The 24,460-nt window shown below is 53.1% G+C and carries 16 protein-coding genes; 9 read left to right on the top strand and 7 right to left on the bottom strand.

Translation table 11 applies throughout. The annotated features are described in order from the left end of the window. Window positions 1-6: 6 nt before the first annotated feature. On the bottom strand, window positions 7-1,290 hold the full coding sequence (locus DUE52_RS20275; RefSeq protein ID WP_114407870.1) for a hypothetical protein: 1,284 nt from the start codon (window positions 1,288-1,290) through the stop codon (window positions 7-9). A 322-nt stretch (window positions 1,291-1,612) separates the two neighbouring features. Here DUE52_RS20275 and DUE52_RS20270 point away from each other — a divergent pair, with 322 nt between their 5' ends. After that, window positions 1,613-2,842, top strand: a complete 1,230-nt coding sequence (locus DUE52_RS20270; protein WP_114407869.1) for a DegT/DnrJ/EryC1/StrS family aminotransferase — start codon at window positions 1,613-1,615, stop codon at window positions 2,840-2,842. A gap of 117 nt (window positions 2,843-2,959) precedes the next feature. Next, window positions 2,960-5,278, top strand: coding sequence for a hypothetical protein (locus DUE52_RS20265; RefSeq protein ID WP_114407868.1), 2,319 nt, complete (start codon window positions 2,960-2,962; stop codon window positions 5,276-5,278). Window positions 5,279-5,395: 117 nt separating this feature from the next. Here DUE52_RS20265 and DUE52_RS20260 read toward each other — a convergent pair whose 3' ends face one another. The 5 genes from DUE52_RS20260 to DUE52_RS20240 form a co-directional block, all read right to left on the bottom strand. Beyond that, on the bottom strand, window positions 5,396-6,106 hold the full coding sequence (locus DUE52_RS20260; RefSeq protein WP_114407867.1) for a 3-keto-disaccharide hydrolase: 711 nt from the start codon (window positions 6,104-6,106) through the stop codon (window positions 5,396-5,398). A 142-nt stretch (window positions 6,107-6,248) separates the two neighbouring features. Then, window positions 6,249-7,412 (bottom strand): DNA-binding transcriptional regulator, encoded by a 1,164-nt coding sequence (locus tag DUE52_RS20255; RefSeq protein ID WP_114407866.1) that lies wholly within the window; start codon window positions 7,410-7,412, stop codon window positions 6,249-6,251. Window positions 7,413-7,502: 90 nt separating this feature from the next. Continuing rightward, complete coding sequence (locus DUE52_RS20250) at window positions 7,503-8,756, bottom strand: MFS transporter (RefSeq protein ID WP_114407865.1); 1,254 nt, start codon at window positions 8,754-8,756, stop codon at window positions 7,503-7,505. 13 nt (window positions 8,757-8,769) lie between these two features. Then, window positions 8,770-9,318, bottom strand: a complete 549-nt coding sequence (locus DUE52_RS20245) for a hypothetical protein (RefSeq protein WP_114407864.1) — start codon at window positions 9,316-9,318, stop codon at window positions 8,770-8,772. 66 nt (window positions 9,319-9,384) lie between these two features. Then, on the bottom strand, window positions 9,385-11,952 hold the full coding sequence (locus tag DUE52_RS20240; protein WP_114407863.1) for a family 20 glycosylhydrolase: 2,568 nt from the start codon (window positions 11,950-11,952) through the stop codon (window positions 9,385-9,387). An 88-nt stretch (window positions 11,953-12,040) separates the two neighbouring features. On the opposite strand from DUE52_RS20240, the gene DUE52_RS20235 reads away from it, so the two are divergent. From DUE52_RS20235 to DUE52_RS20205, 7 genes are all read left to right on the top strand, one after another. After that, complete coding sequence (locus DUE52_RS20235; protein WP_114407862.1) at window positions 12,041-13,180, top strand: acyltransferase family protein; 1,140 nt, start codon at window positions 12,041-12,043, stop codon at window positions 13,178-13,180. An 11-nt stretch (window positions 13,181-13,191) separates the two neighbouring features. Continuing rightward, window positions 13,192-14,151 (top strand): metallophosphoesterase family protein, encoded by a 960-nt coding sequence (locus DUE52_RS20230; protein WP_114407942.1) that lies wholly within the window; start codon window positions 13,192-13,194, stop codon window positions 14,149-14,151. Between the two features lie 2 nt (window positions 14,152-14,153). Further along, window positions 14,154-16,031, top strand: coding sequence for a sialidase/neuraminidase family protein (locus DUE52_RS20225; protein WP_229312241.1), 1,878 nt, complete (start codon window positions 14,154-14,156; stop codon window positions 16,029-16,031). Window positions 16,032-16,172: 141 nt separating this feature from the next. Next, window positions 16,173-18,602 carry a hypothetical protein gene (locus tag DUE52_RS20220; RefSeq protein ID WP_229312240.1) on the top strand — a complete coding sequence of 810 codons (2,430 nt, stop codon included), beginning with the start codon at window positions 16,173-16,175 and terminating at the stop codon, window positions 18,600-18,602. An 82-nt stretch (window positions 18,603-18,684) separates the two neighbouring features. Beyond that, complete coding sequence (locus DUE52_RS20215; RefSeq protein ID WP_114407860.1) at window positions 18,685-20,244, top strand: calcineurin-like phosphoesterase C-terminal domain-containing protein; 1,560 nt, start codon at window positions 18,685-18,687, stop codon at window positions 20,242-20,244. A 350-nt stretch (window positions 20,245-20,594) separates the two neighbouring features. Next, window positions 20,595-22,067: a CoA-acylating methylmalonate-semialdehyde dehydrogenase gene (locus DUE52_RS20210; RefSeq protein WP_114407859.1), complete on the top strand. Its 1,473-nt coding sequence runs from the start codon at window positions 20,595-20,597 to the stop codon at window positions 22,065-22,067. Between the two features lie 32 nt (window positions 22,068-22,099). Beyond that, window positions 22,100-23,458 (top strand): aminotransferase class III-fold pyridoxal phosphate-dependent enzyme, encoded by a 1,359-nt coding sequence (locus DUE52_RS20205; protein ID WP_114407858.1) that lies wholly within the window; start codon window positions 22,100-22,102, stop codon window positions 23,456-23,458. Here DUE52_RS20205 and DUE52_RS20200 read toward each other — a convergent pair whose 3' ends face one another. Continuing rightward, complete coding sequence (locus DUE52_RS20200) at window positions 23,459-24,439, bottom strand: Gfo/Idh/MocA family protein (RefSeq protein WP_114407940.1); 981 nt, start codon at window positions 24,437-24,439, stop codon at window positions 23,459-23,461. Window positions 24,440-24,460 lie beyond the last annotated feature (21 nt).

The following is a 24,460-nucleotide window of genomic DNA, read 5'->3' as shown; positions in this document are numbered from 1 at the left end:
GCTGCCTTATTCAAACCGTCGGTTCATGCCTTTTAACTCCCCGTGCGAATGAATCGCCACCAGCGCGATCACCGCGATAAAAGCCAGCACCAGCGCAAAGCCCATCGCCCACTTGCCGGCATACATTCCCCGGTTAGAAAACCCCGGTTTTGTTTTCCCGATCAGTAACGTGACCACGAGCAGATTCACGACATACAGGTACTGTTCAATCCGGTAGGTACTCATAAAAGCACCGGTTATCAGAAAGCTGTAAGCGATGTATAACCCAAAATGCCCAAGGAAAAACGTCCGGACATCGTTGTAATCATAACTAACCCACTCGCTTTTCCGCGTCTGGTAATACTTCACAAACCAGATCGCGCTGGTCAGTAACACGGCAAGTAGCGCCACCCACCGCACCGTTTGCGCCAGCGCCGGAATATCTCCCGTTGTAATTTTAATAAAGTTTTCTTCCAGCTTTTTTATCTCGAAGGTCTGATCCCAGACCACAAACGGAATGAACAACACCAGCATCAACAGGGGAAACCAGATGTTGGCTCGCTTCTCCCGGTTTTCGGCCGGTTCCCAGGACGACGTAAACGTACCATACGCCATGCCGATGCCGCCGAAAAAGCCCAGGGTGTATTCCATGACATTCCAGAAATTGAATTTGATGCCTGACAATCCGCCCATCACTTGCAGGAAGTTCCCGAAGGCAAAGCCAAAACCGCCCCCCAGTCCGGCAAAAACCGCCACGCGCAAAGCCGAATACTGCTTGTTCCGATACAGATACCAGGTCAGGGCCACCGCCATTCCCAGACAGGCCGCCCACATTTCGGAACGCGGGGGCGTCATGAGCCAGCCCCATTCTTCGATCAGGAAAAAGTAAACGACAATCGCGCCCACCACCATTTCAACGATCAGATGCGGCCACGAAACGCGTTTCTTTGGCGAATCGGCCAGGGCCAACCCGAACAAACCGCCCCCAATAAAACCGTATAAACCGCCGATGATGAACAACATCATCAGCCCGTAATAAACGTTCACGAAGTCGATGCCCCGCCCGTAGCCCACCACAATGCCGTAGCTCATGATGCCACCGATTCCCCAGCCAATGGCAGCCGCCAGCGTCGCTTTGAACATCCGCGCATACCAGTCGGACCGCTTGGCCACCAGCAGCACACTCAGCGCGCCGATGGCACCGGCCCAGGCCGCGCCCTGTTCGTGACCAAACTGACCCCGGATGGCCCAGGCCGTACCCATCGACATCCCCGCAACAAGCAGGCTGGTAAAAAGCGATTTCAAATTCATGGTGGTTTCGGAAAAGGTTTCTGAGCTAATACGTTACAGGCTGCCAAACAGGCTATTCGCTCGAAAATTTCTCCGTAACAATAGCCCGAAACCCAACCGCAGCCGTATTCTAGAAGGTTTACGGTTTACTGTAAACCGAATGTCAGAACATCATAAAAATGCAGGAACTTCGTTTTTTGCCCCGTTCCCCTAAAGGGGACTTTTAGCATCCGGATTAAGCTGCGTCCAAGTCCCCTTTAGGACAGGGCTGTTACGTTCTGCCCTTTAGGGGAACGGGGGTAAAAAACGAAAGTGCAAAGAATTATCAGACGTAAGTCTTAAAATGAAAAATACACTGGAAACCCTGGCCATCGATGGCGGTGAGAAAACCGTGCAAACGACCTTCCCCTGGCCCATCTACGACGAACAAGAAGTGCAGGCCGTGACCGAGGTGATTCGGAGCGGACACTGGGGAAATCCCGACTGCGGGGAGGTCGTAGCTGCTTTCGAGCAGGCGTTTGCGGCTTATTGCGGCACGAAATACGCCGTCAGTTGTGTCAACGGTTCCGTGTCGCTCCGGCTGGCACTGATGGCCTGCGGAGTCAAACCCGGCGACGAGGTCATCGTGCCGCCCTATACCTTTATTGCGACAGCGTCTACGGTTCTGGAAGTCAATTGCGTACCGGTTTTCGTGGACATCGACCCGGAAACCTACAACCTCGATCCCAACGCCATCGAGGCCGCCATTACGGAACGGACCAAAGTGATTATTCCCGTTCACTTCGCCGGTTTGGGCTGCGACATGGACGCCATTCTGGACATTGCCCGCCGACACAACCTGCGCGTGATCGAAGACGCGGCCCACGCCCACGGGGCCGAATACAAAGGGCGAAAACTGGGCTCCATCGGCGATGCGGGCAGTTTCAGTTTTCAGTCGTCCAAAAACCTGACGAGTGGTGAAGGCGGTATTGTGGTTACAAACGACGAAACGCTGTACAAGATGATGGCGTCGCTGCGCAACGTCGGGCGGATGGAAGGCGGTCAGTGGTACGATCATTTCAACCCCGGCTGCAATTACCGCATTACCCAGATGCAGGCGGTTTTGCTCTCCCAACAACTCAACCGGCTGGAAGAACAGACGGTTTTAAGAAATGACAACGGACTGTATCTGAATGAATTACTGGCCAATATTCCCGGCATTACGCCCCTGAGCCGTGGCACGGAAGAGATTCGGCATTGCTATCACCTGTACATTTTCAAATACGATGCCACGGCGTTCGGCCCGCTTTCCCGGCACGAATTTGTAGCCCGGCTGGCGGCCGAAGGCGTTCCCTGCTCGACCGGCTATCCGCATCCGCTGTACAAACAGCCGGTTTTTCAGAACAAAAACTTCATGTGTTACGCCATTCCGGAATCCGTCGATTACACGGCAGTGCATTGCCCGGCGGCCGAACGGGCTTGCAGCGAAGAAGCCGTCTGGATTTTTCAGCACGCGATGCTGGGGAGCCGGGAAGACATGCGGTTATTTGCGGAAGCGATTCGTAAAATTCAACGGGTTGTATCGCAGAGTTGAGCGGAGTAAAAAGAGTTAAGCAGAGTTTTTATTATTTATCTCCGCTTAGCTCTTTTTTGCTCCGCTCAACCGCCGGGCGGCCCCGTCCGCGAAATAACCTCTACTTCCTATCTCCCAATGACCTCTCGCTTAACCCTCTTCCTTTTCTTCCTTGCATTCCAGCTTGCTGCTCAGCCGGTTAGCCTCAAAAATGCAACGCTTCTCGTTTCGCCTTCCATTCCGTCACCCATGCGGACCACCGCTCCGCAGATGCTGGTGGAGGAAATCGCCAAACGAACCACGAGCACGCTGAAACAGTCGAAAACCTGGCCCGGTGGTACGACACCGACGATCGTTCTGGCTCTTGCATCCGATCGGGAAGTAGCAGGAAAACCGGTTCCGGCCCGAACGGGAATGGGTTTACCAGAACAGAAACCGGAGGGATTTCGAGTCGTCACGACCGGCACAACGCTCTGGATTATCGGGGCCGATGCGCGGGGCATTCTGTTCGGCTCCGGCTGGTTGCTGCGGAATGTAAAAATGGATGCGAAACGGCTTGAACTCGCCGGACCGGTCGAGTTCGCCAGTGCGCCCGCTTACCCAATTCGCGGACACCAGTTGGGCTACCGAAACACCGCCAATTCGTATGATGCCTGGACGGTGGCCCAGTTTGACCAGTATTACCGCGAACTGGCCATTTTCGGAACCAACGCCGTCGAGGGCATTCCGTTTCACGAAGAAGGAAAAGGCAGTCCCCATTTTCCCATACCGGCTGCCCAGATGCGGGTGCGGATGAGTGAATTGTGTCAGAAATACGACATGGATTACTGGGTCTGGACCCCGGCGGAATTTGAATTAACCGACGAAACGAAACGAAAAGCTGAACTGGAAAACCATGAGGCTTTTTACAAGTCCTGCCCCCGGCTCGATCACATTTTCGTCCCCGGCGGTGACCCCGGCGACAACCACCCGCGCGAGGTGATGGCGTTCCTGAAAGACCTCCACGGCAGGCTGGTTCAGTACCATCCGAAGGCCAAAATCTGGATTTCATTACAGGGATTCAACACGGAGCAGATCGATTATTTTTACAAGTACCTCGAACAGCATAAGCCCACCTGGTTGCAGGGCGTGGTGTCGGGGCCGAGCAGCCCGCCGATGTCTGAAACCCGTTTCCGATTGCCCAAAACCTACCAACACCGCGAATATCCGGACATCACCCACAACGTTCGCTGCGAGTTTCCGGTGGAACGCTGGGATCAGGCTTACACGCTGACGCTGGGCCGCGAAGCCATCAACCCCCGGCCATTTTTCTTTGCGGATATTCACGGGAAATACGCGCCGTTCACCGACGGTTTTGTGTCGTATTCCGATGGTTGTCACGATGATATCAACAAAGTGGTGTGGAGTCAGCGGGGGTGGGACCCGACCAAAGACGTCAACGAGATTCTGAACGACTACAGCCGGTTTTTCTTCGGCTGGCCCCTGACGAACGATGCTGCCGATGGCATTGCCGCACTCGAAGCCAACTGGAAAGGCCCGTTGGCCCAAAATGGCGGGGTCGAAGCGACGTTCTCCTTCTGGAAAAATCTGGAAACCGCTCATCCTGAACTGAAAACCAACTGGCGCTGGCAAATGCTGGTCCTACGGGCAACCTACGATGCCTACACGCGTCGCCGGTTGCTCTACGAGCAAGGACTGGAAAAAACCGCTAATGCCTTGCTGACGCAGGCCACCGAAACCAGTATTGAAAAAACGCTGGCCTTGGCCCTGGCTACGGAAGAGAAGGCGGATAAAGAACCGGTTTCGGTCGAACTGCGTAAGAAAATCGAAACGCTGTGCGCCGATTTATACGCATCGATCGGTTTACAAACCAGCGTGCCGAAATACAAAGCCAAGAACTACGAACGCGGCTGTTTGCTCGATTTTGTCGATTATCCGCTCAACAACCGCTGGTGGCTGGCCGACGAATTCAAGAAAATCCGGGCCATGAAAACGCCGAAAGAGCAACTGGAACGGATGCACGTCATCGGCAACTGGGAAACGCCCGGTGTCGGCAGTTATTACGACGACGTGTCGAGTGGTGGCAACATCCCCCGCGTGAAAACCATTTCCGAAGACGCCACGGACATTGCCTGGTGGGACAACGGCTCCAGCCGCGCCCGGCTATCGACGCAAACGTTCCAGAACGAACCGGCCCTCGACTACGACAACCTCGACCCCGGCGCGCGTTACATCATCCGGGTGACGGGTTCCGGCGACGCCCTGCTGCGGGTCGACGGCCAACGTCTGAAACCCCTGATTTACAACAAGGCAACCGAAACCTTTAAGGAATGGATTGTGCCGCTTTCGCTCACGCAGGATGGCCGCATTTCCGTGACCTTCGACGGGCCGGAAGAGTCGCACCTGAACTGGCGCCAACACTCGAAGATTTCGGATGTGTGGTTGTTGAAGCAGTAAAACCACCCCTAACCCCCTGAAGGGCAGGGCTGTTGAGTTCTTCCGTTTTTCACCCCCAACCCCCTAAAGGCCGGGCGGCCGGTGCCGGGCTAAAACATCCGGATTTCGAAGCCCCCTTTAGGGGGTTGGGGGTAGTTCCCGAATCCGAATCTGCCGGAAAGCGGACTCATCGCCGTGGTCCTGCAACAGGAGGTAACCTTCTTCCATAACGCCAAAATCCTCGACGGTTTTGAATTTACTTTGGGCTTTGGCGGCTTTAAACCGCTCGTCACCACGCTCGTAGTCAACTACTTTGACGCCATTGAGCCAGTGTTCGACGTGCTTGCCGTTCACGACCACGCGACCTTCGTTCCATTGGCCGATGGGTTTCAGCTTCCGTTCCGACGGGGCAAACAACTCGTATAAGCCCGCCGTGCGTCGCTTGTCGTCTTTGTCACCGGCGATGTCTTTGTTGCCCGCATCGTCGATGATCTGGTATTCGCAGCCCAACCAGCCGCCGTCGGGGTATTTTTTAACGAAGTATTTCAACCCGCTGTTGGCCCCCGGCGTCAGTTTAAACTCAAACCGCAAGTCGAAATTCCTGAATTTCCGGCGCGAAACGAGATCGCCACCCCGCTTCGATTTGTCTCCCCCTTTATTGGCCACCAGCATTTTGTTGTCAATCGACCAGCCTTCTTTGGGAAATTGATCGGATTTCGCACTGATCCATTGATTGGTATTTGTCCCATCAAAAAGCCAGATCCAATCCGACTGGGCGGTTTTCGGTTGGCTTTCGGAATAAAACAACGTGTTGGTGCAAAGAAAAACCGTGATTAGAAAATGATACATGGGTTTTGGGTTTGAGGATTAGAAAAAGCGTTATTTCGCAGAGTTGAGCAGAGAAAATCAGAGTTAAGCGGAGAGAAAATATTAAAAACTCCGCTTAACTCTTTTCCCCTCCGCTCAACTCTGCGAAATAACCTCTTTTTCTCTATTTCCCCGCTACATATTGATTCCGAAATTCACTGGGTGAACAGCCCTTCACCTGCCGGAACTGGCGGGCAATGTTCTTGCTGTCGGTCAGTCCCATATCGAGCGCAATTTCAAACACCGTCATGTCGGTTTCCAGCAGTTTCTGGGTGAATTTTTCGATGCGCAGGTTAAAGATATACTTGTAAATTGGATAACCCGTAATGGTCAAAAACCGCTTTTCCAGCGCCCGGCGCGACAGCGGGACCTGTCTGACAACCTCATCCACCTGGAGGTTTTTATCGATGTTCTGGTGAATGTATTTCAGCGAAGAGGCAATGTAGTGGTCGTTGGTCGCGTAGATGTCGGTCGAGTGGCGCGTCACCACCTGTGTCGGTTTCACCACAATATCGTAAAAACCGGTTACGCCCGTCCGGATCATGTGGTCGAGCAGTTTGGCCGAATCGTAGCCGCCCTTCTCCGCGTCCAGCGCAATGCTCGACAGGGGCGGGTCAGACAGTTCACAGATCATTTCATCGTTGTCGACGCCCAGCACGGCCACTTCTTCGGGAATCCGAATCCCGGTTTGCCGACACGTCTCCGTAATGTGCTGACCCTGACGATCATCGCAGGCCATAATCGCAATCGGCTTGGGTAAGGATTGCAGCCAATGGCTCAACGCACTGGGTTTGTAATACCACAATTCGCTGGATTGCGCCTTCGTATGCTCGAATGAATGGACGCCATACCCGGCACTTTTGATCCGGTTTTCAAACCCTTCCGCCCGCTCCCGCGACCAGACAATGTCTTTAAAACCGTAAAACGCAAACTGGGTAAAACCTTTTTTCAGGAAATAATCGGCCGCCATCGCTCCGGCTTCGTGGTAGGCTCCGGTGATGTTTGGAATGTCGTCAAACCGCTCCTTGAAGTCCTGGGCAATGACGGCAATACCGGCTTTGATGATTTCGGAAATCTCTTTGTCATTATAAAACTGTCCGATAATCCCGTCGGCTCCCCACTCCTGCGCCCATTGCAAAATGCCCTTGACCCCGATGGTTTCGCGGTAAAAAAGCGGCATCCGGCAAAACACCCAGGGGCCGTGCTCGCGTGAATATTTGGTAACGCCCTTCAACAGACTTTTGCTATAGTCCTCGGCAAAATCGATCAGGAGGATGATTTTATACATGAAATTTGTTTCGCAGAGTTTAGCGGAGAAAAATAACTAAAACTCCGCTAAACTCTTTTTTACTCCGCTAAACTCCGCGAAATAACTCTTTTACTCAAATAATTCCCGAAAACTCTTCACCGTCGCGTTGTTCACCAACGGCCTGGCCCAGATGCCGATGCTGAAGATATAACCCAGCGTAAGCAACAAAAACAACATCGCCAGCCGCAGGCCGACCAACTCGCCCAGACCGCCGACAATCAGCGGCACGACGGCTCCACCCGCAATGCCCGTACACAAAATCCCGGAAAACGTTCCGTGGTGGTGTGGCACTGAATTGAGCGCCAGCGACACCGTGATCGACCACATGACGGACGCGAAAAACCCGGTGAGTGGAAAGGCGTAAATCGCCAGTTCCCTGGTGCCGAACAAACCCGCCAGCAGGGAAAGAATGGCCCCGGCAGCAAACAACATCAACACCCGGCGACTGTCGAAAATCTTCAGCAACAACAAGCCGAGCAGGCATCCGACCGTCAGCAAACCCCAGAAATACGCGATCACGGAAGCGCCTGTGGTGGCCGGATCGACACCGTGGTAGGTTTGGAGAAACTGGGAGGTCCAGTTGGCAATGCCCTGTTCCGTACCGACATACGCGAAAATACCGCAGAAAAACAGCCAGACGGTTTTGTTGCCGAGCAGGTCTTTAAACGCTTTGCCGGTATCGATTTTTTCGTCTTCCTTCAACTCCACTTCGGGGAAACGGACGAAGTAAATGACGACTACCATCAACAAGGCCGTCAGGGCAAAAACCCAGTACAACGACACCCACTTCAGATTGGCCGGAACCAGTTGGTTGAGCAGGGCAATCACTGACGAAGATTCTGTACCGGAATGCACATGACTCACTAAATAACTGTATAACAATGGACTCAAGAACGATGCCGCGCCAAAGAAAAGCTGCGCCAGCACGGAGTTGAACGCAAACTGTGCTTCGCCACCCGCCACCCGCAACAACGGATTGATCACCACCTGCAGCATCGCCATCCCGAGGCCAATCAGAAAAAGGGAGAACAGGGCAATGGAAAAACCGGGTATCAGCGCGAAGAGCAGGGCACCCGCAAAAGCCAGAAAAAAAGCCCCCAGCAACACCGGTTTTTCCCGGTATTTTTCGACCAGCAGGCCCGACGGAATCGACATCACCCCGTAGGCCACGAAGAAGGCAAACGGCAGAAAACCGGCCAAACCGATGCTTAACTCAAAACTTTTAATAATATCCGGGATCAGCGGACCAAGGATATTGGTCAGAAAGGAAATAACGAAAAAGATCAGCAGAATCAGAATGACAATCAGGGAATTGTGTTTCATATAGGGGTGCTAATCAAAGCCAATAGCCAATAATGAGTTTAAAGCCAAAATGTCCATCCCACCTGGTGGCATCATCATCATAAGCGAAATACGTTCGGCCAAACTGGAGTCCAAAAGTCAGGCTCATTTTGGGACTGACCGATAAGTGGTAGCCCGGCTCCAGAAATAAACTACTGTTGCTGTGCCGACCGAGTCGGTTTCGGGTAAAAGCATAGCCGGGAGCCAGGTAAAGGCCTTTCGACGGTTCAGCAAGGCTTTCTTTGGCCTTCAGGTAAACTGGTAGCGTGGCTTCCAGGCCCACGTGGCTAATCTGATTGCCGGTTTTCCGAATACCCAGGTTCAATACCGAAATAAGACGCAGATCGACTCGCCGGGTGAGCGTTTTTTGAATTACCACAGGCAAAATATTGAGGTCCAACTCACCTTTTTCGTAAAAGGGTTCAACCGTGACCGCCGGGTTAAGCCCAAGCATCATGGCCGATTTTTTCTGAGCCATCAAAGGCAACGTGACGAGCAATAGCAACAGGACCAGCCCGCAGCTTTCAGTCCGAAAGTCGATCATACAGTATAGAGCAAATCATCGGCAAAATGCATCAAATTCATTCCACCGATGATTCACTTTTTAAGGTTAATCAATCACCACTGTCCGGCTCGACCGGCCAGCCGCATCGAAACTCTTCAGTTTTATAGATCCCGAAACTGCCACCGGAGCCGTATACAAAGTCGATTGCGCCGTTGGTTCGGAACCGTCGGTCGTATAGCGAATCGCCAGACCCGGATATTCACTGTTCGCTTTCAACGTTCCGTTTTCAAGAATGGCCCCCGGCATCGGAATGCGGTAATTGTACCCGCCATTCAGAACCGCCAGACGCGGCAAGTCCTTTTGTCCCAAGGTATTGGCAAATACATTCCAGCCCGACTGGATGGCCTTTTCACGCACATCCCGGTTTTCGATGGTTTCCCACGGACGCTCGGCGGCCCAGGCACTTTCCACAAATCCGAGCAGTTTGGGTAGCGTGTAATACTCAAGCATGTCGCGTCCTTTCACGGTTTCGCTCCAGAGCTGCGCTTCCAGGCCGATGACATTTTTACGGGCTTCGGGTTTCATCTTCTCCAAACCACTGAATACCAACGGTTTCCCCATAGAGGTCTTGTACGTGGTTTTGAACATGTCGAAGGGCGCAAAGGCCCAGTTGGCACGGGTGTCGACAAAACCGCCCCAATACAGGCCCGGTTCCAGCGGATCGTTGTTGTAGGCCAGGTCAAAATAGAAGTTGGTCACGTTGCATAACACCACCGGATAGCCCGCATTCGCCAGCCGGTTGCCCAGATCCAGATCATAAATATTGTTCCAGATATACGGCACCACCTTGCGACCCACGAACTCTGGATTCGGAATGTATTTTCCATCCGCCGACTTGTTGAGGGCCACTTCTTCCCAGCCATGAATTTCCAGATTCCGCTTTTCGAGCCGTTTCAGCAGCCGACCAAAAAAGTACGTTTGCAGATTTTTCGGGTCTTTAATCGCCGGATTTTCCTTCAGCAACTGAGCCGCCAGCGGTGATTTGGTCCAGGCCCCCTCAGCTACTTCATCGCCCCCGGCATGGAACACATCCAGTTTCAAACCGGCTTCCGCATACATTTTGGTGATCTCGTCCACCACTTTTTCGTAGAAGTGATACGTCGATTCCTTCGCCACGCTTACTACATTATCGGTATACGCCTGTGCCGATAAATAAACGGATTTATCCGCCGGATCGATCAGGCGGTATTCGTTCGCTTCGGCTTCCTTGCCTTCTTTCATCAAGCGTTCATACCGTGCTTCCATTGCCTTGATGGCCGCCCGCGCGTGTCCGGGAAAATTCAATTCCGGGATCACCTTGATGTGTCGTTCATTGGCGTATTTCAGGATTTCGATGAAATCAGCTTTCGTATAGAAACCGCTGCCGTACTTGCCCTCTTCATACGCTTTCGGCCCCGACCCGTACGACGGATGCAGCACGGACGTTTCTTTGCCGGTCGTGTGTTCGCGCTGGGCGCCCACTTTCGTCAACTCCGGCAAACCGTCGATTTCGAGCCGCCAGCCTTCGTCTTCGGTTGTGTAAAACAGAAAATGGTTGACTTTGTAGGTCGCCAGCAGGTCGAGGATGCGGAGAATGGTTTCCTTGGTCTGGAAATTCCGGCTCACATCCACGTGCAGACTCCGGAACTGGAACCGGGGCGCATCTTCTACCTGAACGAAATTCAAAGCCACCGCAGCCGTTGGTTTCAGGTATGTCGCCGTCGGAATCAACGCCAGCAGGCTCTGCGTGCCGTAAAACACCCCGGCGGCATCGCTCCCGGTGATGGCAATCCCGTTGCCGTCGATGCTCAGTTTATAGGCTTCTTTGGCAATCCCGTTCACCGAAACCGGCCCGGTTTTGAGCACAATTCCTTTTCCGGAAGGCGCGGTAGCTGAGGTGGTAAAGTCGGTGCCGGTCAGCACTTTCAATTTCTGACTCAGCAGCTTGGCTTCATTTTCCAGACCCGCTCCATAGTAAATGGAAAGTTTATTATCAAGGCTAAATGTTCCGGTGCCCGAGATAATTTTAACCGGCGACGGAATGATTTTCTGCAATTGGGACGCATCGATCAGGCTGAGTGCCAGGTTATCCTGATACCGTTTGGCCGCTGTTTGCAGCGGCATCAAATCGTTTTTCCCGCGCAACTGCTGCTCTTTTCTGGAAAAAGGCACGACCGTATATTCCGACACCTGAACGATGTTTTCTTCCTTGCCATCCTGGTCGTAGAACACGAAATACAGCCCAAGCGGAGAATCCGTATTTTTAATGATTGCTTCGGTTCCGACATACCGGATTTCGGTCGAATCACCGGCCGCCAGCGCAAAGCCGGCGTTCGGCGTCATCTTATACCAATCACCGTTAATATGTTGAACCGTAGCCGGTTGTGGCGTTTTCGATGCCAGGATGGGCCGGGGTGACATGTTGAAGAACAACGCCCAGTTTTTGTCGGTGAGGGCCGATTCGCCGTGATTTTTCAGGATAAACCGGGCTTCAAAACCGCCTTCGACATCGGTAAAATTGCTCACCAATTCCCAGGAAACGGCAATTTCTCCCGCTTTTTTTTCGGATGATTTGCATCCGTTCAGCAGGAGTAAAACGGCGAAAAAAGCCGTGAGGCAAAAAAAGTTACGCATGGAAGGGGTAGTTAAGTAGCCTTAATAATACGGAATAGCGTATTAAAAATACCACTGGCTTTCAAAGACTTTTTCAACTTCCGTTTCGATGACCTCCCAAAAGAACCAGTTGCCCCCGCCTGCCCATTCCCTGGAGTCATCACCTAACCGGTTGATTTCGCTCGATGCCCTGCGTGGTTTTACGATTGCGGCCATGATTCTGGTGAATTTTCCGGGCGATGGCAACCAGGTTTACTTCCAGTTGCAACACACCAAATGGAACGGTTTGTCGTTCACCGATTTGATTGCGCCGGTTTTCCTCTTCATCATCGGCGTTTCCATCACGCTGGCGTATGCCAAACGGCTGGAACGGGGCGACCCCAAAGGAGAAATGTACCAGAAAATTGTGGTTCGTTCGCTGAAGATTTTCGCTGTCGGCATGTTCCTCAACCTGCTGCCGACCTTCGATTTCTCAGACATCCGCTGGACCGGGACGCTGCAGCGAATTGCGCTCGTGTTTCTCATCTGTGCCTTTCTTTTTCTGAATACCAACTGGAAACAGCAGGCTTGGATTGGTGCCATAACGCTCCTGCTATACTGGCTGTCTCTGACGCAAATTCCCACACCTGGCGTTGGAAAAGTCATGCTGGAACCGGGGAAAAACCTCGTGGCCTGGTTCGATACGCAGTTTCTACCGGGCCGCATGTGGCAGGGCACCTGGGACCCCGAAAGCATTCTGAGCACCTTTCCCTCGGCGGTTTCCGGCATCACCGGCATGCTGGCAGGCCGTCTGATGATCAGCTCATTAACCCGAAATGAAAAAGTAAATTACCTGATGACCGCCGGTTTGTTTACGGCCGCGCTCGGTTTCCTCTGGAACCTGACGTTCCCCGCCAACGAAAACCTCTGGACAAGTTCGTTCGTGTTGATCACCTCCGGTTTTGCCGCCCTGCTGCTCGGTGCGGTGTATTTTCTGGTGGATATTCTGGGCAACACGAAGGGGACAAAACCCGGTATTATTTTCGGAGCCAACGCCATCACGGTTTTTGTGCTGGCGGATGTGCTTTCTATTCTTTTCTACTACCTGAAGTTTGGCAGTCACTCCTTAAACGAACACGGCGTGACGGCCTTAACGGGTCTGGGATTCGATCCGCGACTGGCTAGTATGCTCTATGCCCTATTCTTTGTTTGTGTCAATTTCATACCGGCATACCTACTCTACCGGAAAAAGATCTTTATCAAGCTTTGAAAGTATTCGAAATGAAACGTTTTCTGGTTACCCTGTCGGTTCTTTGTCTGATTACACACTTTTCTTTCGCACAAAAAAAAGGCGTTAAAAAGGTAAAAATCGGGATGTTTTCCGATGTTCACATTCCCACGATGCACGACGGCGAATCCCGGCTGACGGCTTTTATGGACAGCATGAAAACCGCCAAACCCGACTTCATCATCGAACTCGGCGATTTTGGGATTCCCGCCGAAAAATACGCCCCGGCTTTTGCGATTTGGGATGCCTATCCCGGACCTAAATACCACCTCATCGGAAACCACGAAATGGACGGCGGCACCTCACTCGCGAAGGCTCTGACTTACCGAAAAATGTCATCTTCGTATTATACCTTTGATCAACAAGGCTTTCGCTTCATTGTGCTCGATGGCAACGACAAAAAATCACCGGAACTGAAAGGCTATCAGGAACACATCGGAATCGTTCAACTGGCCTGGCTGAAAGAAGAGCTTGAGAAGGCCACTTCTCCCATCGTCATCTTCTCCCATCAGGGCCTGGGGCTCGATGGCGTCGATAATGCCGCCGAAATCCGGGCGATGCTGGAAGCGCACAATGCCCAAACGAAAAAGGCCAAAATTATCGCCAATTTCTACGGCCACATCCACTATGACCGGGCCGAAGAAGTGAACGGCATCTGGTACATCTGCATCAACTCCATGTCTTACAAATGGCTGGGCGAAGAATACGGTCACGTTCGGTACAGCGCCGAAGTTGATAAGAATTTTAAATGGATTAAATATACCGCGCCTTACAAAGATCCGCTCTATACCGTCGTCGAAATTTCGACCGATGGCATAATCAACATCGCCGGTAAAAAGTCGGAATGGGTTGGTCCGTCGCCCTGGGATGTGGGCTTTCCTGACAAAAACAAGGCGTATGACCGACCCGAAATCCGGGCCAGAAAACTGCGTTTTTCGCCTGTGAAACTGTAGAAATGAAAACCCTCCTGAACCCTTATTTTTTCTTATTACCCGTCTTCTTTTGCAGCTTACAGGCTCAGGCACAGACCGGTAGCCCTGCCGAACCTGTCCGATACATCGGTGGCGAAACCGTCGATCCGAGTGTGCACGAGGGGCGTCTCCGGTATGCCGTTGGCGTGGAAAGCCGTCAGACGTTGCGCGTCAATCACACCCATCCCGAACTGGCCGACAACCAGGGCTGGACGTATAACCACGCGTCCAATCTGTGTTACTGGAACAATACGTTTTACCAGCAATACCTGAGCAATCCGGTCGATGAGCACATTGCGCCCGGTCAAACGCTGGTGATCACCTCCAAAGACGGTCGGCAGTGGGGCAAACCCGAGGTGGTTTTTCCGCCTTATGTTCCGCCGACCGGCGTTACCATTCCCGACAGTTCCAACGGCTACATGATGCACCAGCGCATGGGATTTTACGTCGCCCCCAACGGTCGGCTGCTCGTGCTGGCGTTCTACGGGCATACGGAAGATCCGTTCGGGCAGGGCGGTATTGGGCGGGTGGTTCGGGAAGCCTACAAAGACGGTACCTACGGGCCGATTTACTTCATCCGCTACAGCAGTCACCCGACCCTCAACGGCATCCGATGGAATGAAACCAACACCAGTTATCCCTTCTATAAAAAAGCCACGGATACCGGTTTTCTGGACGCTTGCAACGCGCTATTGTCCGACAAACTCATGACGTTTCAATGGTGGGATGAAGACCGGGGGCTCGACGGTTTTTACGGCGGCAAAAAAGCCCGGGAAGCCCTGTCCTATTACCACCGGAAAGACGGCAAAGTGGTGGCCTTGTGGAAACGGTCGCACAGTGCATTGTCGTCCGACAATGGGCTTACCTTTTCCGATCCGGTCAAGGTGCCGACGCTGATCATGGCGGGTGGCAAGCAGTGGGGACAACGTACGGACGATGGCCGGTATGCCATTTGCTACAATCCCATCGAGATGGATGAACACCGGTTTCCGCTGGCCCTGATCACCGGCGATGACGGCATCTTGTTCGATAACCTGCTGATTGTTCAGGGCGAAGTGCCACCCCGCCGGTTTTTTGGTCGATGGAAAGACTTTGGCCCCTGCTACGTGCGCGGCATCGAAGAGGGCAATGGCAACCCGCCGGGCAACGACCTGTGGCTGACCTACAGCATGAACAAGGAAGACATCTGGATCAGCCGGGTTCCGACACCGGTGCGGTATGCAGTGAGCGGTCCGGTTATGGATTCTTTCGACGGGCTAACCCTGAACGGCGGGGTTCCCGACTGGAATATCTACGCGCCCAAATGGGCCCCGGTTTCGGTGGTCAACACGCCGGGTGCGACTGGTAAATGCCTGGAATTATCCGACAAAGATCCTTACGATTACGCCCGGGCCATCCGGGTGTTTGAAGAAGGAAACCGCATTGAAACGAAGCTAAGAATCCAGGCTTCTCAAAACACAACCGGCATGCTGGAAATCGACCTCACCGACAGATACGGAAACCGCCCCGTCCGGCTGCGATTCGATGAAAAAGGGAGTATCGTAGCCACGGACGGCAGCACCGAAAAACACCTGCAAGCGTATAAACCGGGGCAATGGTATGACCTGACCTTCCGCGTGAATGCCAGCCCGAACGGAAACTATGACCTGGCAATCGATGGCAAAACCGTGTTGGAAAAAGCAGCTTTGGCCGAAGCCGTTAAGTCCGTGGAACGACTCTCGGTTCGGACAGGCCCCTACCGTGATTTGCCCAACCGAAAAACGCCCAACGAAGAGCCGGGGCCTCCCCTGCCGGGTGCCGATGAAGCCGTGACACCAGCCGTATATTACCTTGACGATGTACTAATTAAATCCATCAAATAAAGCAAAGCCAGCCCGCGGTTTTAACCGTGGGGAATTGAATCCTGAGTCCACAATGGCAACCGTTTTAACGGTTTTGGTGATGGAAGATGACGGCGAATCTACCCTTACAATGCTTATTTCCTAACCCTTTGAATGAATCACATGCGTACATGGATGTTCTTCCTGTTTTTACTGATCACGGTTTCCGGACTGCTATCCATTCCGGCGAAAGCAAACCCCATCGATCTTACCAAAGCGCAGATCTACTGTCCGGTAAAAGACCCCAAAGTGCTGCTCCGAAGTCTGGAGATCCTGCAACAGGAAGTGGAAAAGCGGAGTCAAATTCAATGGCCGATTGTAAAGAAAATACCCAAACCTGGACAAGCTGCCATCTATTTAACCACTGAAAAAGAGCTGACCGCACTTCCTGAACCGCTTCGTTCGGCCGTGAGCAGGATGCCCGCTACCCGAAGCGAGGGTTTTAAATTGGTGATCGAGGAAAACACGAATAAGGTTTTGATTGTGGGGAACGATGCGCGGGGATTGCTGTATGGCGTGGGGCGGCTGTTGCGCAAACTGGACATGCGGCCCGGAAAAATCACAATCACCGGTGAAGCGTCGATTGCGACCAGCCCGAAATATTCGATTCGGGGTCATCAACTCGGGTATCGTCCGAAAACGAATGCCTACGACGCCTTTTCAGTAGCTCAATTTGATCAGTACATCCGTGATCTGGCGTTGTTTGGGGCCAACAGCATCGAAATTATGCCCCCGCGAACAGACGACGATTTTACGAGTCTGCACATGAAATTACCGGCCATCAAGATGATTGGTGAGCAATCGCGGATTTGCCGGGAATACGGCCTGGATGTCTGGATGTGGTATCCGAACCTGGGTAAAGATTACGTCCATCCTGACTCGATTCAGAAGGAACTGAAGGAACGGCATGAAATTTTTGCCGCCGTTCCGAAGCTCGATGCGCTGTTTGTGCCGGGCGGTGATCCCGGCGATCTCGAACCGGACGTGCTGTTTGCCTGGCTCGAAAAAGAAGCGGCCGTATTGAATAAATACCATCCGAAAGCCAAAATCTGGGTTTCTCCGCAGGTGTTCCGGCCTACACAAGCCTGGTTCGACGCCTTTTTCAAGCACGTCAACAAAGACTATCCTTGGTTCGGCGGGGTGGTTTTTGGGCCTTGGGTGAAGATGACCGTGCAGGAAATCCGAAAGGTAGTAAAACCGTCGATCCCGATCCGGCATTACCCCGACATCACGCACAACTACAGTTCACAATACCCGGTGCCACACTGGGATCTGGCGTGGTCGATGACCAGCGGCCGCGAGAGCATCAACCCGCGCCCCCACGACGAAAAAGCCATTCACAATGCACTCGACGAATTTGGCGCGGGCAGCATCAGCTACTCGGAAGGCACCAACGACGACGTCAACAAGTTTGTCTGGAGCGATCAGGACTGGAACCCCGAAACCCCGGTCATCGAAACGCTGCGTGATTACGCCCGTCTGTTTATTGGTCCGGATTTTACCGAAACCGTTGCCCAGGGTCTGCTTTCGCTGGAACAAAACTGGCGGGGCAACCTCCTCACCAACCAGGCTGTTTACCAGACACTGATGCAATGGCAGACGATGGAAAAACAGGCTCCACTTCCCGTTTTGCAGAACCCCCGGTTTCAGATGGGCCAGATTCGGGCTTACTATGATGCCTACACGAAACGACGGCTTTTGTACGAAACGGAACTGGAACAGCAGGCGCGGGACGCCTTGGCTGGTGCCGAAACGAGCGGTTCTTTACCAGCCATCAAGCGGGCGAACGAGATTCTGGAAAAAGCCTGGAAAAACCGCATTCTGCCGGAATACCGGACAAAATGCTTTGCCCTGGCCGACTCCCTTTTCAAGTCGATCGGTGCGCAGTTGACGATGGAAAAGCACGGTGCGATGTCGGGACGCGGGAATTTTATGGACAACATCGACATTCCCCTCAACGACTCACCCTGGCTGCTGGATCAGATGGCAAAGATTGAGAAACTGACCGACGAGAAAGCAAGAGTCCTGAAAATCAAAGAAATGCTTCACCGAACCGACCCCGGCCCCGGCGGTTTTTACGACCATCTGGGCGCACCGGAAAGCTGGCAACGGGTGGTCTCAGGCCTAAGCTGGGAAGCCGACCCCGGCAGTTTGAAATCGCCCCGGATTGGGTTCGGCGTGGGATTGGTCGGTGTCGAATGGGTGGATGAAATCAAGGCGACGGGTTTTAAAGGACAGGTTACGCCCCGGGTCTGGATGAAACAGGCCAAGACGCTGTATGACCAGCCGTTGAAAATCGCTTACGACGAACTCGACCCGAAGGCTACTTACAGAATGCGAATTGCCTACACCGGCCGGTTTCGTTCCCGGATGAAACTGACGACGGACGATGGTTCGGTGATCCATGATTTTATTCAAACCGGCGAGCAACCGATCTACGAATTTGATTTGCCACAAGCAGTTTTGTCAGACGGAAAAGTAACGTTTATCTGGACCTGTGGAGAAGGCGAACGCGGTTCGCAGGTAACGGAAATCTGGCTCATTCGGAAGTAATCATACAGACACCTGTAAGGTCTTCAAGACCTTACAGGTGTCTATTTGTGGTTTTTGGTAGACCATTAATTATCTTGATGCGATGAACTCTATCCTGACGGTTTCCTCCTTGTTACTACTGTTGACGCAATTTGTCAACGCCCAAACCACCGCAACCGGAACGGTGTACAACGACCTCAACAAAAACCGCATCCGCGACAAAAACGAACCGGGACTATCCAACGTCTGCGTATCGAACGGTCGGGAAGTAACGACAACCGACAAGTCTGGCAAATGGAACCTTCCGGCGGGCGACGATACCGGTTTTTTCGTCATCAAACCCGCCGGTTTTGGTGTTCCGGTCAATGGCGATCAGATTCCGCAACATGCCTACCTACACAAACCCCACGGTTCGCCGGCCACCCAGACGGAAGGCGTTGCGCCCACCGGGCCGTTGCCGAAATCCATCGACTTTCCACTCTGGTCGCAGAAAGAGGAAAAGCAGTTTTCGGCTCTGTTGTTCGGTGATCCGCAGGCCCGGGGCATGACCGAAGTGAACTACGTCCTGCACGATGTGGTGGAAGAATGCATCGGCACGTCGGCGAAATTTGGCCTTTCCCTCGGTGATATCGTCGCTGACGACCCGAATCTGTTTGCCCCGATCAATGCCGGGATTGCCCACATTGGCATCCCCTGGTATACGACCTTCGGCAACCACGATTTCAACCGGGGTGCCACCGACGACCGGTTTAGCGATGAAACCTTCGAGCGGTTTTATGGACCAAGTTCATACGCGTTCGAGTATGCTCAGGTGGCGTTTATCGTGCTGAAAAACATCTATTTCAATGCGGATGGGAAGTACAAAGCACACTTTGTGGACGCCCAGTTTGATTTCGTCCGCAACTACCTGGCTCGGGTGCCAGAAAACAAACTGGTGGTGCTGGTGATGCACGCGCCGATTGTGATTTGCGACAACCGGAAGGAGTTATTCAAGATCATAGAAAACCGCCCCCATCTCTTTTCCATTTCCGGACATACGCACACGATGGCGCACCTTTTCGTGGATGAAAAATGGGGCTGGACGGGTGCCAAACCACACCATCATTTCATCAACGCGACGGTTTGCGGAAGCTGGTGGGCGGGAATAAAAGACGAAACGGGAATCCCACACGCGACCATGAACGACGGCGCACCCAACGGCTATTCGATGCTGACCTTTAACGGCAATCAGTATTCTATCCAGTTCAAAGCCGCCCGCCGACCGGCTGATTACCAGATGAATATCTATCTACCGGAAGAGCAAGCCCAAACCGCCTGGGATACGACCCACGTCGTCGTCAACGTGTTTGCCGGATCGTCCCGCTCGAAGGTGGAGATGCAACTTGCCGGACAAACCAACTGGATTCCGCTTACATTCACCCCCGCGCGCGACCCCGCCGTTGCGGCCATGCACCAGTTGGACCCCTACCTCGACGCCAGTGTCGACGGCACCAAAGTTGAAAAAGTTTTGGGCTGGAAAATGGACGAACCGGAGCTATCCAATCACATCTGGCGGGGCGTTCTGCCGAAAAACCTACCGCTGGGAACCCACCGGATCACAGTCCGAACAACCGATCAATTTGGACAAACCTACGCGGCCCACCGAATTTTCAGAGTAAAATAAGGGAATAGACAAGAGAAGTGAGAATAGAGAACCGCGACGGCGGACCGTTGAGAACAAGGAGTCGGTTGCTGACACTCTTTATTCTCATCTCTTATTTCTATGCTCTTGCCTCGCTCGTCATATCTGGCCGGAATTTTGCTTTATTCTTCAATTAGTTGTAATATTTACTAGGGCTTTCGCTTTTGCCCCTAAATCCTCTAAAGGGGACTTATAGCATTCGGATTAAGCTGCGTCCAAGTCCCCTTTAGGGGATTTAGGGGCAAAAGCGAGAGTGTAAAGAATTATCAGACGGAAGTCTTAATTTACAACTATAGACCTTTCGTTTCACACCCTTAACCGTTCTGGAAAGCATGGATACGCTCACGTTAAAATATCCGAAAGTGCAGCAATTCATCAATGGACGCTTTGTCGATTTCCCTGATGAATCGTGTCTGGAAGTGATTTCACCGCTGGACGGCTCGCTGCTCTCTACGGTTCCGCTGAGTAGCGCCGAAACCCTGGATCAGGCCGTGCAGGCGGCCAAAACCGCCTTTCCGCTTTGGTCGGGCATCCCGATCAAGGAGCGCGTCCAGGTATTTTACGAATACATGAATTTGCTGAAGAAAAACAGCCGTGCGCTTTCCGAACTGATCTGCGAAGAAGGGGGTAAAACGCTGATTGAAGCCCGGGCCGAAATTGACAAGAGCATCGAACTGACCGAATTTGCCTGTTCATTACCCCAGATGATCGGCGGTGAAGTGCTGGAAGTCAGCCGGGGTGTCGAGTGTCGCAGCGAACGGTATCCGCTGGGTGTCGTCGCCAGCATCGTTCCGTTCAACTTCCCGAGCATGGTGCCCCACTGGACGATTCCGAACGCGCTGGTACTGGGGAATACGATGGTCATCAAACCGTCGGAACAGGTGCCGCTGAGTGTCATGCGGATTGCCGCCCTGCTGAAAGAAGCCGGTTTGCCCGATGGCGTTTTCAACGTTGTCAACGGCGACAAAACCATCGTGGAAGCAATTTGCGATCACCCGGATATTGCGGCCATTTCCTTCGTCGGTTCGACCAAAGTGGCCAAACTGGTTTACACCCGCGGCACGGCCAATCTGAAACGCGTGCTGGCGCTGGGGGGAGCCAAAAACCACCTGATCGTTTTGCCGGATGCCGTTCCGGACATGACGGCCTCCAATATCGTGGCTTCCGTCACGGGTTGCTGCGGTCAGCGGTGTATGGCGGCATCCATCATGCTCGGCGTTGGCGAGGTCGATCACATTGTCGACCTGATTTGCGAGGAAGCGCAGAAGGTGATTCCGGGCAAAAACCTGGGCGCGGTCATCAGCCGGCAGGCCAAAGAGCGAATCGAAAACTACATCACGGAAGCCGAAAAACTGGGTGCTCGTATACGGGTCGACGGTAGAAATACCGTTGTTTCCGGGAAAGAAGACGGTTATTATGTCGGCCCCACGATCATCGACAACGTAACGGCGGATATGGCCATTGCCCGGGAAGAGGTGTTCGGGCCGGTTCTGGCGATTGTCCGCACCCAAACCGTATCGGAAGCCCTGACTATTGAAAACAGCAATCCGTACGGAAATGCTACCGGTGTCTTTACCCAAAACGGCAGTGCAGCCCGGTACGTAGCCGAAAGAGCCAGCACCGGCATGGTGGGCATCAACATCGGGGTGCCGGTTCCGCGCGAACCGTTTTCGTTCGGCGGCTGGAACGAATCGAAGTTTGGTGCGCTGGACATTACCGGCAAAAGCTCGATTGAATTCTGGACCAAACTCAAAAAAATCACCACCAAGTGGAACGCCGAAGCGGGCGTCAACTGGATGAGTTAATTGACCATTTTCCATGTATATCCATACCCATCATGATCGCTGATTTCGCCACCGTTACACAGGAGGAAAGAGACGAAATTCTCCGTAATAACTTTGATTACACCCTCTTTTCGTGGTCAAAACAAAAAGGACTCAGTCCCCTGAGCATCGAGCGGGGCGAGGGGGTTTATCTCTACGATTACGACGGAACCCGGTTTCTTGATTTTTCGTCCGGCTTGATGAACGTCAACATCGGGCATGGGAATCAGCGGGTTACGGAAGCGGTGGTTCGTCAGATGCAACAGGTGAGTTACGTTACGCCCAGTTGTGTGACCAAGGTGCGGGGGGAGTTGGGCAAGAAACTGGCTGAGATTTGTCCCGGCGATTTGAACAAGGCTTTTTTCACGGTTTGCGGAGCCACCGCCAACGAAAATGCCATCAAACTGGCTCGTTTATATACCGGTCGGCACAAGATTCTGACCCGCTATCAATCATTTCACGGCGCTTCCTACGGAGTCTTTTCGGCCGGTGGTGACCCCCGGAAGTTACCGGTCGATTCGCAGCAGGCCCCGAATTTTGTTCACATCGACATTCCGAATGCCTACCGCTGGCCCCACGCGCCGGAAACGCTGCTGCCCGAATCGGTGGCGCAACTGGAACGCATCATTGGCTACGAAGGTCCCGACAACATTGCCGCGATCATGCTGGAAGGCGAATCGGGCACCTCCGGCTGTCTGAAATACCCGGACGGTTATCTGGTTGAAGTGCGGAAAATCTGCGATCAATACGGTATTCTGCTGATTATAGACGAAGTCATGAGCGGTTTTGGCCGTACCGGAAAATGGTTTGGCGTCGATCATGCCGGTGTCGTTCCGGATCTGATGACGCTGGCCAAAGGCGTGACTGCCGGGTATTTGCCGCTGGGTGTACTGATGGTTTCCGATAAAATTGCCGCCCGCTACGACGATGCGATGCTGCCCCTGGGACTCACCTATTCCGCCCATCCGGTTCCGTGCGCGGCTGCGCTGGAGGTGATCAAAATTTATGAAGACGACCACCTCATCGAGAACACCGTGGCGATGGGCAATTACATCGAGGAACGTGTCGCGGAGATGAAATTAAAACACGTTTCCATTGGCGACTTCCGGAATACCGGCTTGTTGGGTTGCCTGGAACTCGTTAAAAACCGCACGACCAAAGAACCGATGGCTCCGTTTAACGCCAAACCATCGGAAATGATCGTGATGAACAACGTTGCCGCCAAATTGCGCGAATTGGGCCTCTACACCTTCGTGCGGTGGAATCTCGTCTTCCTGGCTCCTCCCCTTTGTGTAACCCGCGAGCAGATTGACGACGGTTTGGCGATCATTTCCGAAGCCCTGACAATTGCCGATGCCGCGTGTTTGGACTGATTACTTCGCTGTAATCCAATCCATGATCAAATTGGCCCTTGCCCCGGTTTCGCCCGAACTCGGCGACTGGCCTTCGCCCCGCAATTGCTGAACAATGGTCTCGATCAGGGGCTGTTGAACGTGGGGCGGATAGGGTAGATTATATTCCTCCACCCCGGCTGCCGTTTCGACCTTGATGGTAAATTTCTCGAAGAAATGAAACGTAATTTTCCCCTCAGAGCCAATCAGTTGCGCTTCGTCGATGCGCTGTTCCTTGTTCACGGTATAACACCAGCTTCCGGTGCCGAGAACGCCGGATTCAAATTCAAAGTTGGCAATGACGATGTCGTCAGCGTTGTATAAACCGGCCTGATTCCGGGCGATTCCGCGGGCGGTTTTGACCGGTCCCAGCGCAAATTCCAGAAAATCGAACTGGTGCGACGCCAGATCGTGGAAATGGCCTCCACCGGAGATTTCCGGAAAAACCCGCCAGCGGGGTTTTGCATCCGGCCCCACTTCTTCCGCATATGGTTGCCAATGCAACTGAATGTTAACCAGCCGAATATCGCCAATCACCTTCTGGTCGATCAGTTCTTTCACCTTTAGAAAGTAGGGCAACGACCGGCGATAAAAGGCGACAAACACCGGTAAACCGGTCTCCTGCCCTATCTGGTTGATGGCGTCGCATTCTTCCCAGTTCCGGGCCATCGGTTTTTCGATGTAAACCGGTTTCCCTGTCCGCATGGCGCGAATGGCATAATCGGTGTGCACATCCGGGGGGGTGGCGATGTAAATGGCGTTGACCTCCGGGTCGTTGATCAGGTCGTCCACATCATCGTACCAGCGCGGCACGCCATGGCGCATGGCATAATCGGCGGCCAGTTCGCCATCTCTCCGCATCACCGCCACCAGCGACGAATTAGGCACTTTATTAAAAGCCGGGCCGCTTTTGACTTCAGTCACATTGCCGCAACCGATAATTCCCCATTTGATCTGATCCATCATACGTTAATAAGGTTCGTA

The organism is Larkinella punicea (assembly GCF_003334855.1).
GTDB lineage: Bacteria > Bacteroidota > Bacteroidia > Cytophagales > Spirosomataceae > Larkinella > Larkinella punicea.
This window is presented reverse-complemented; position numbering and strand designations above follow the sequence as displayed.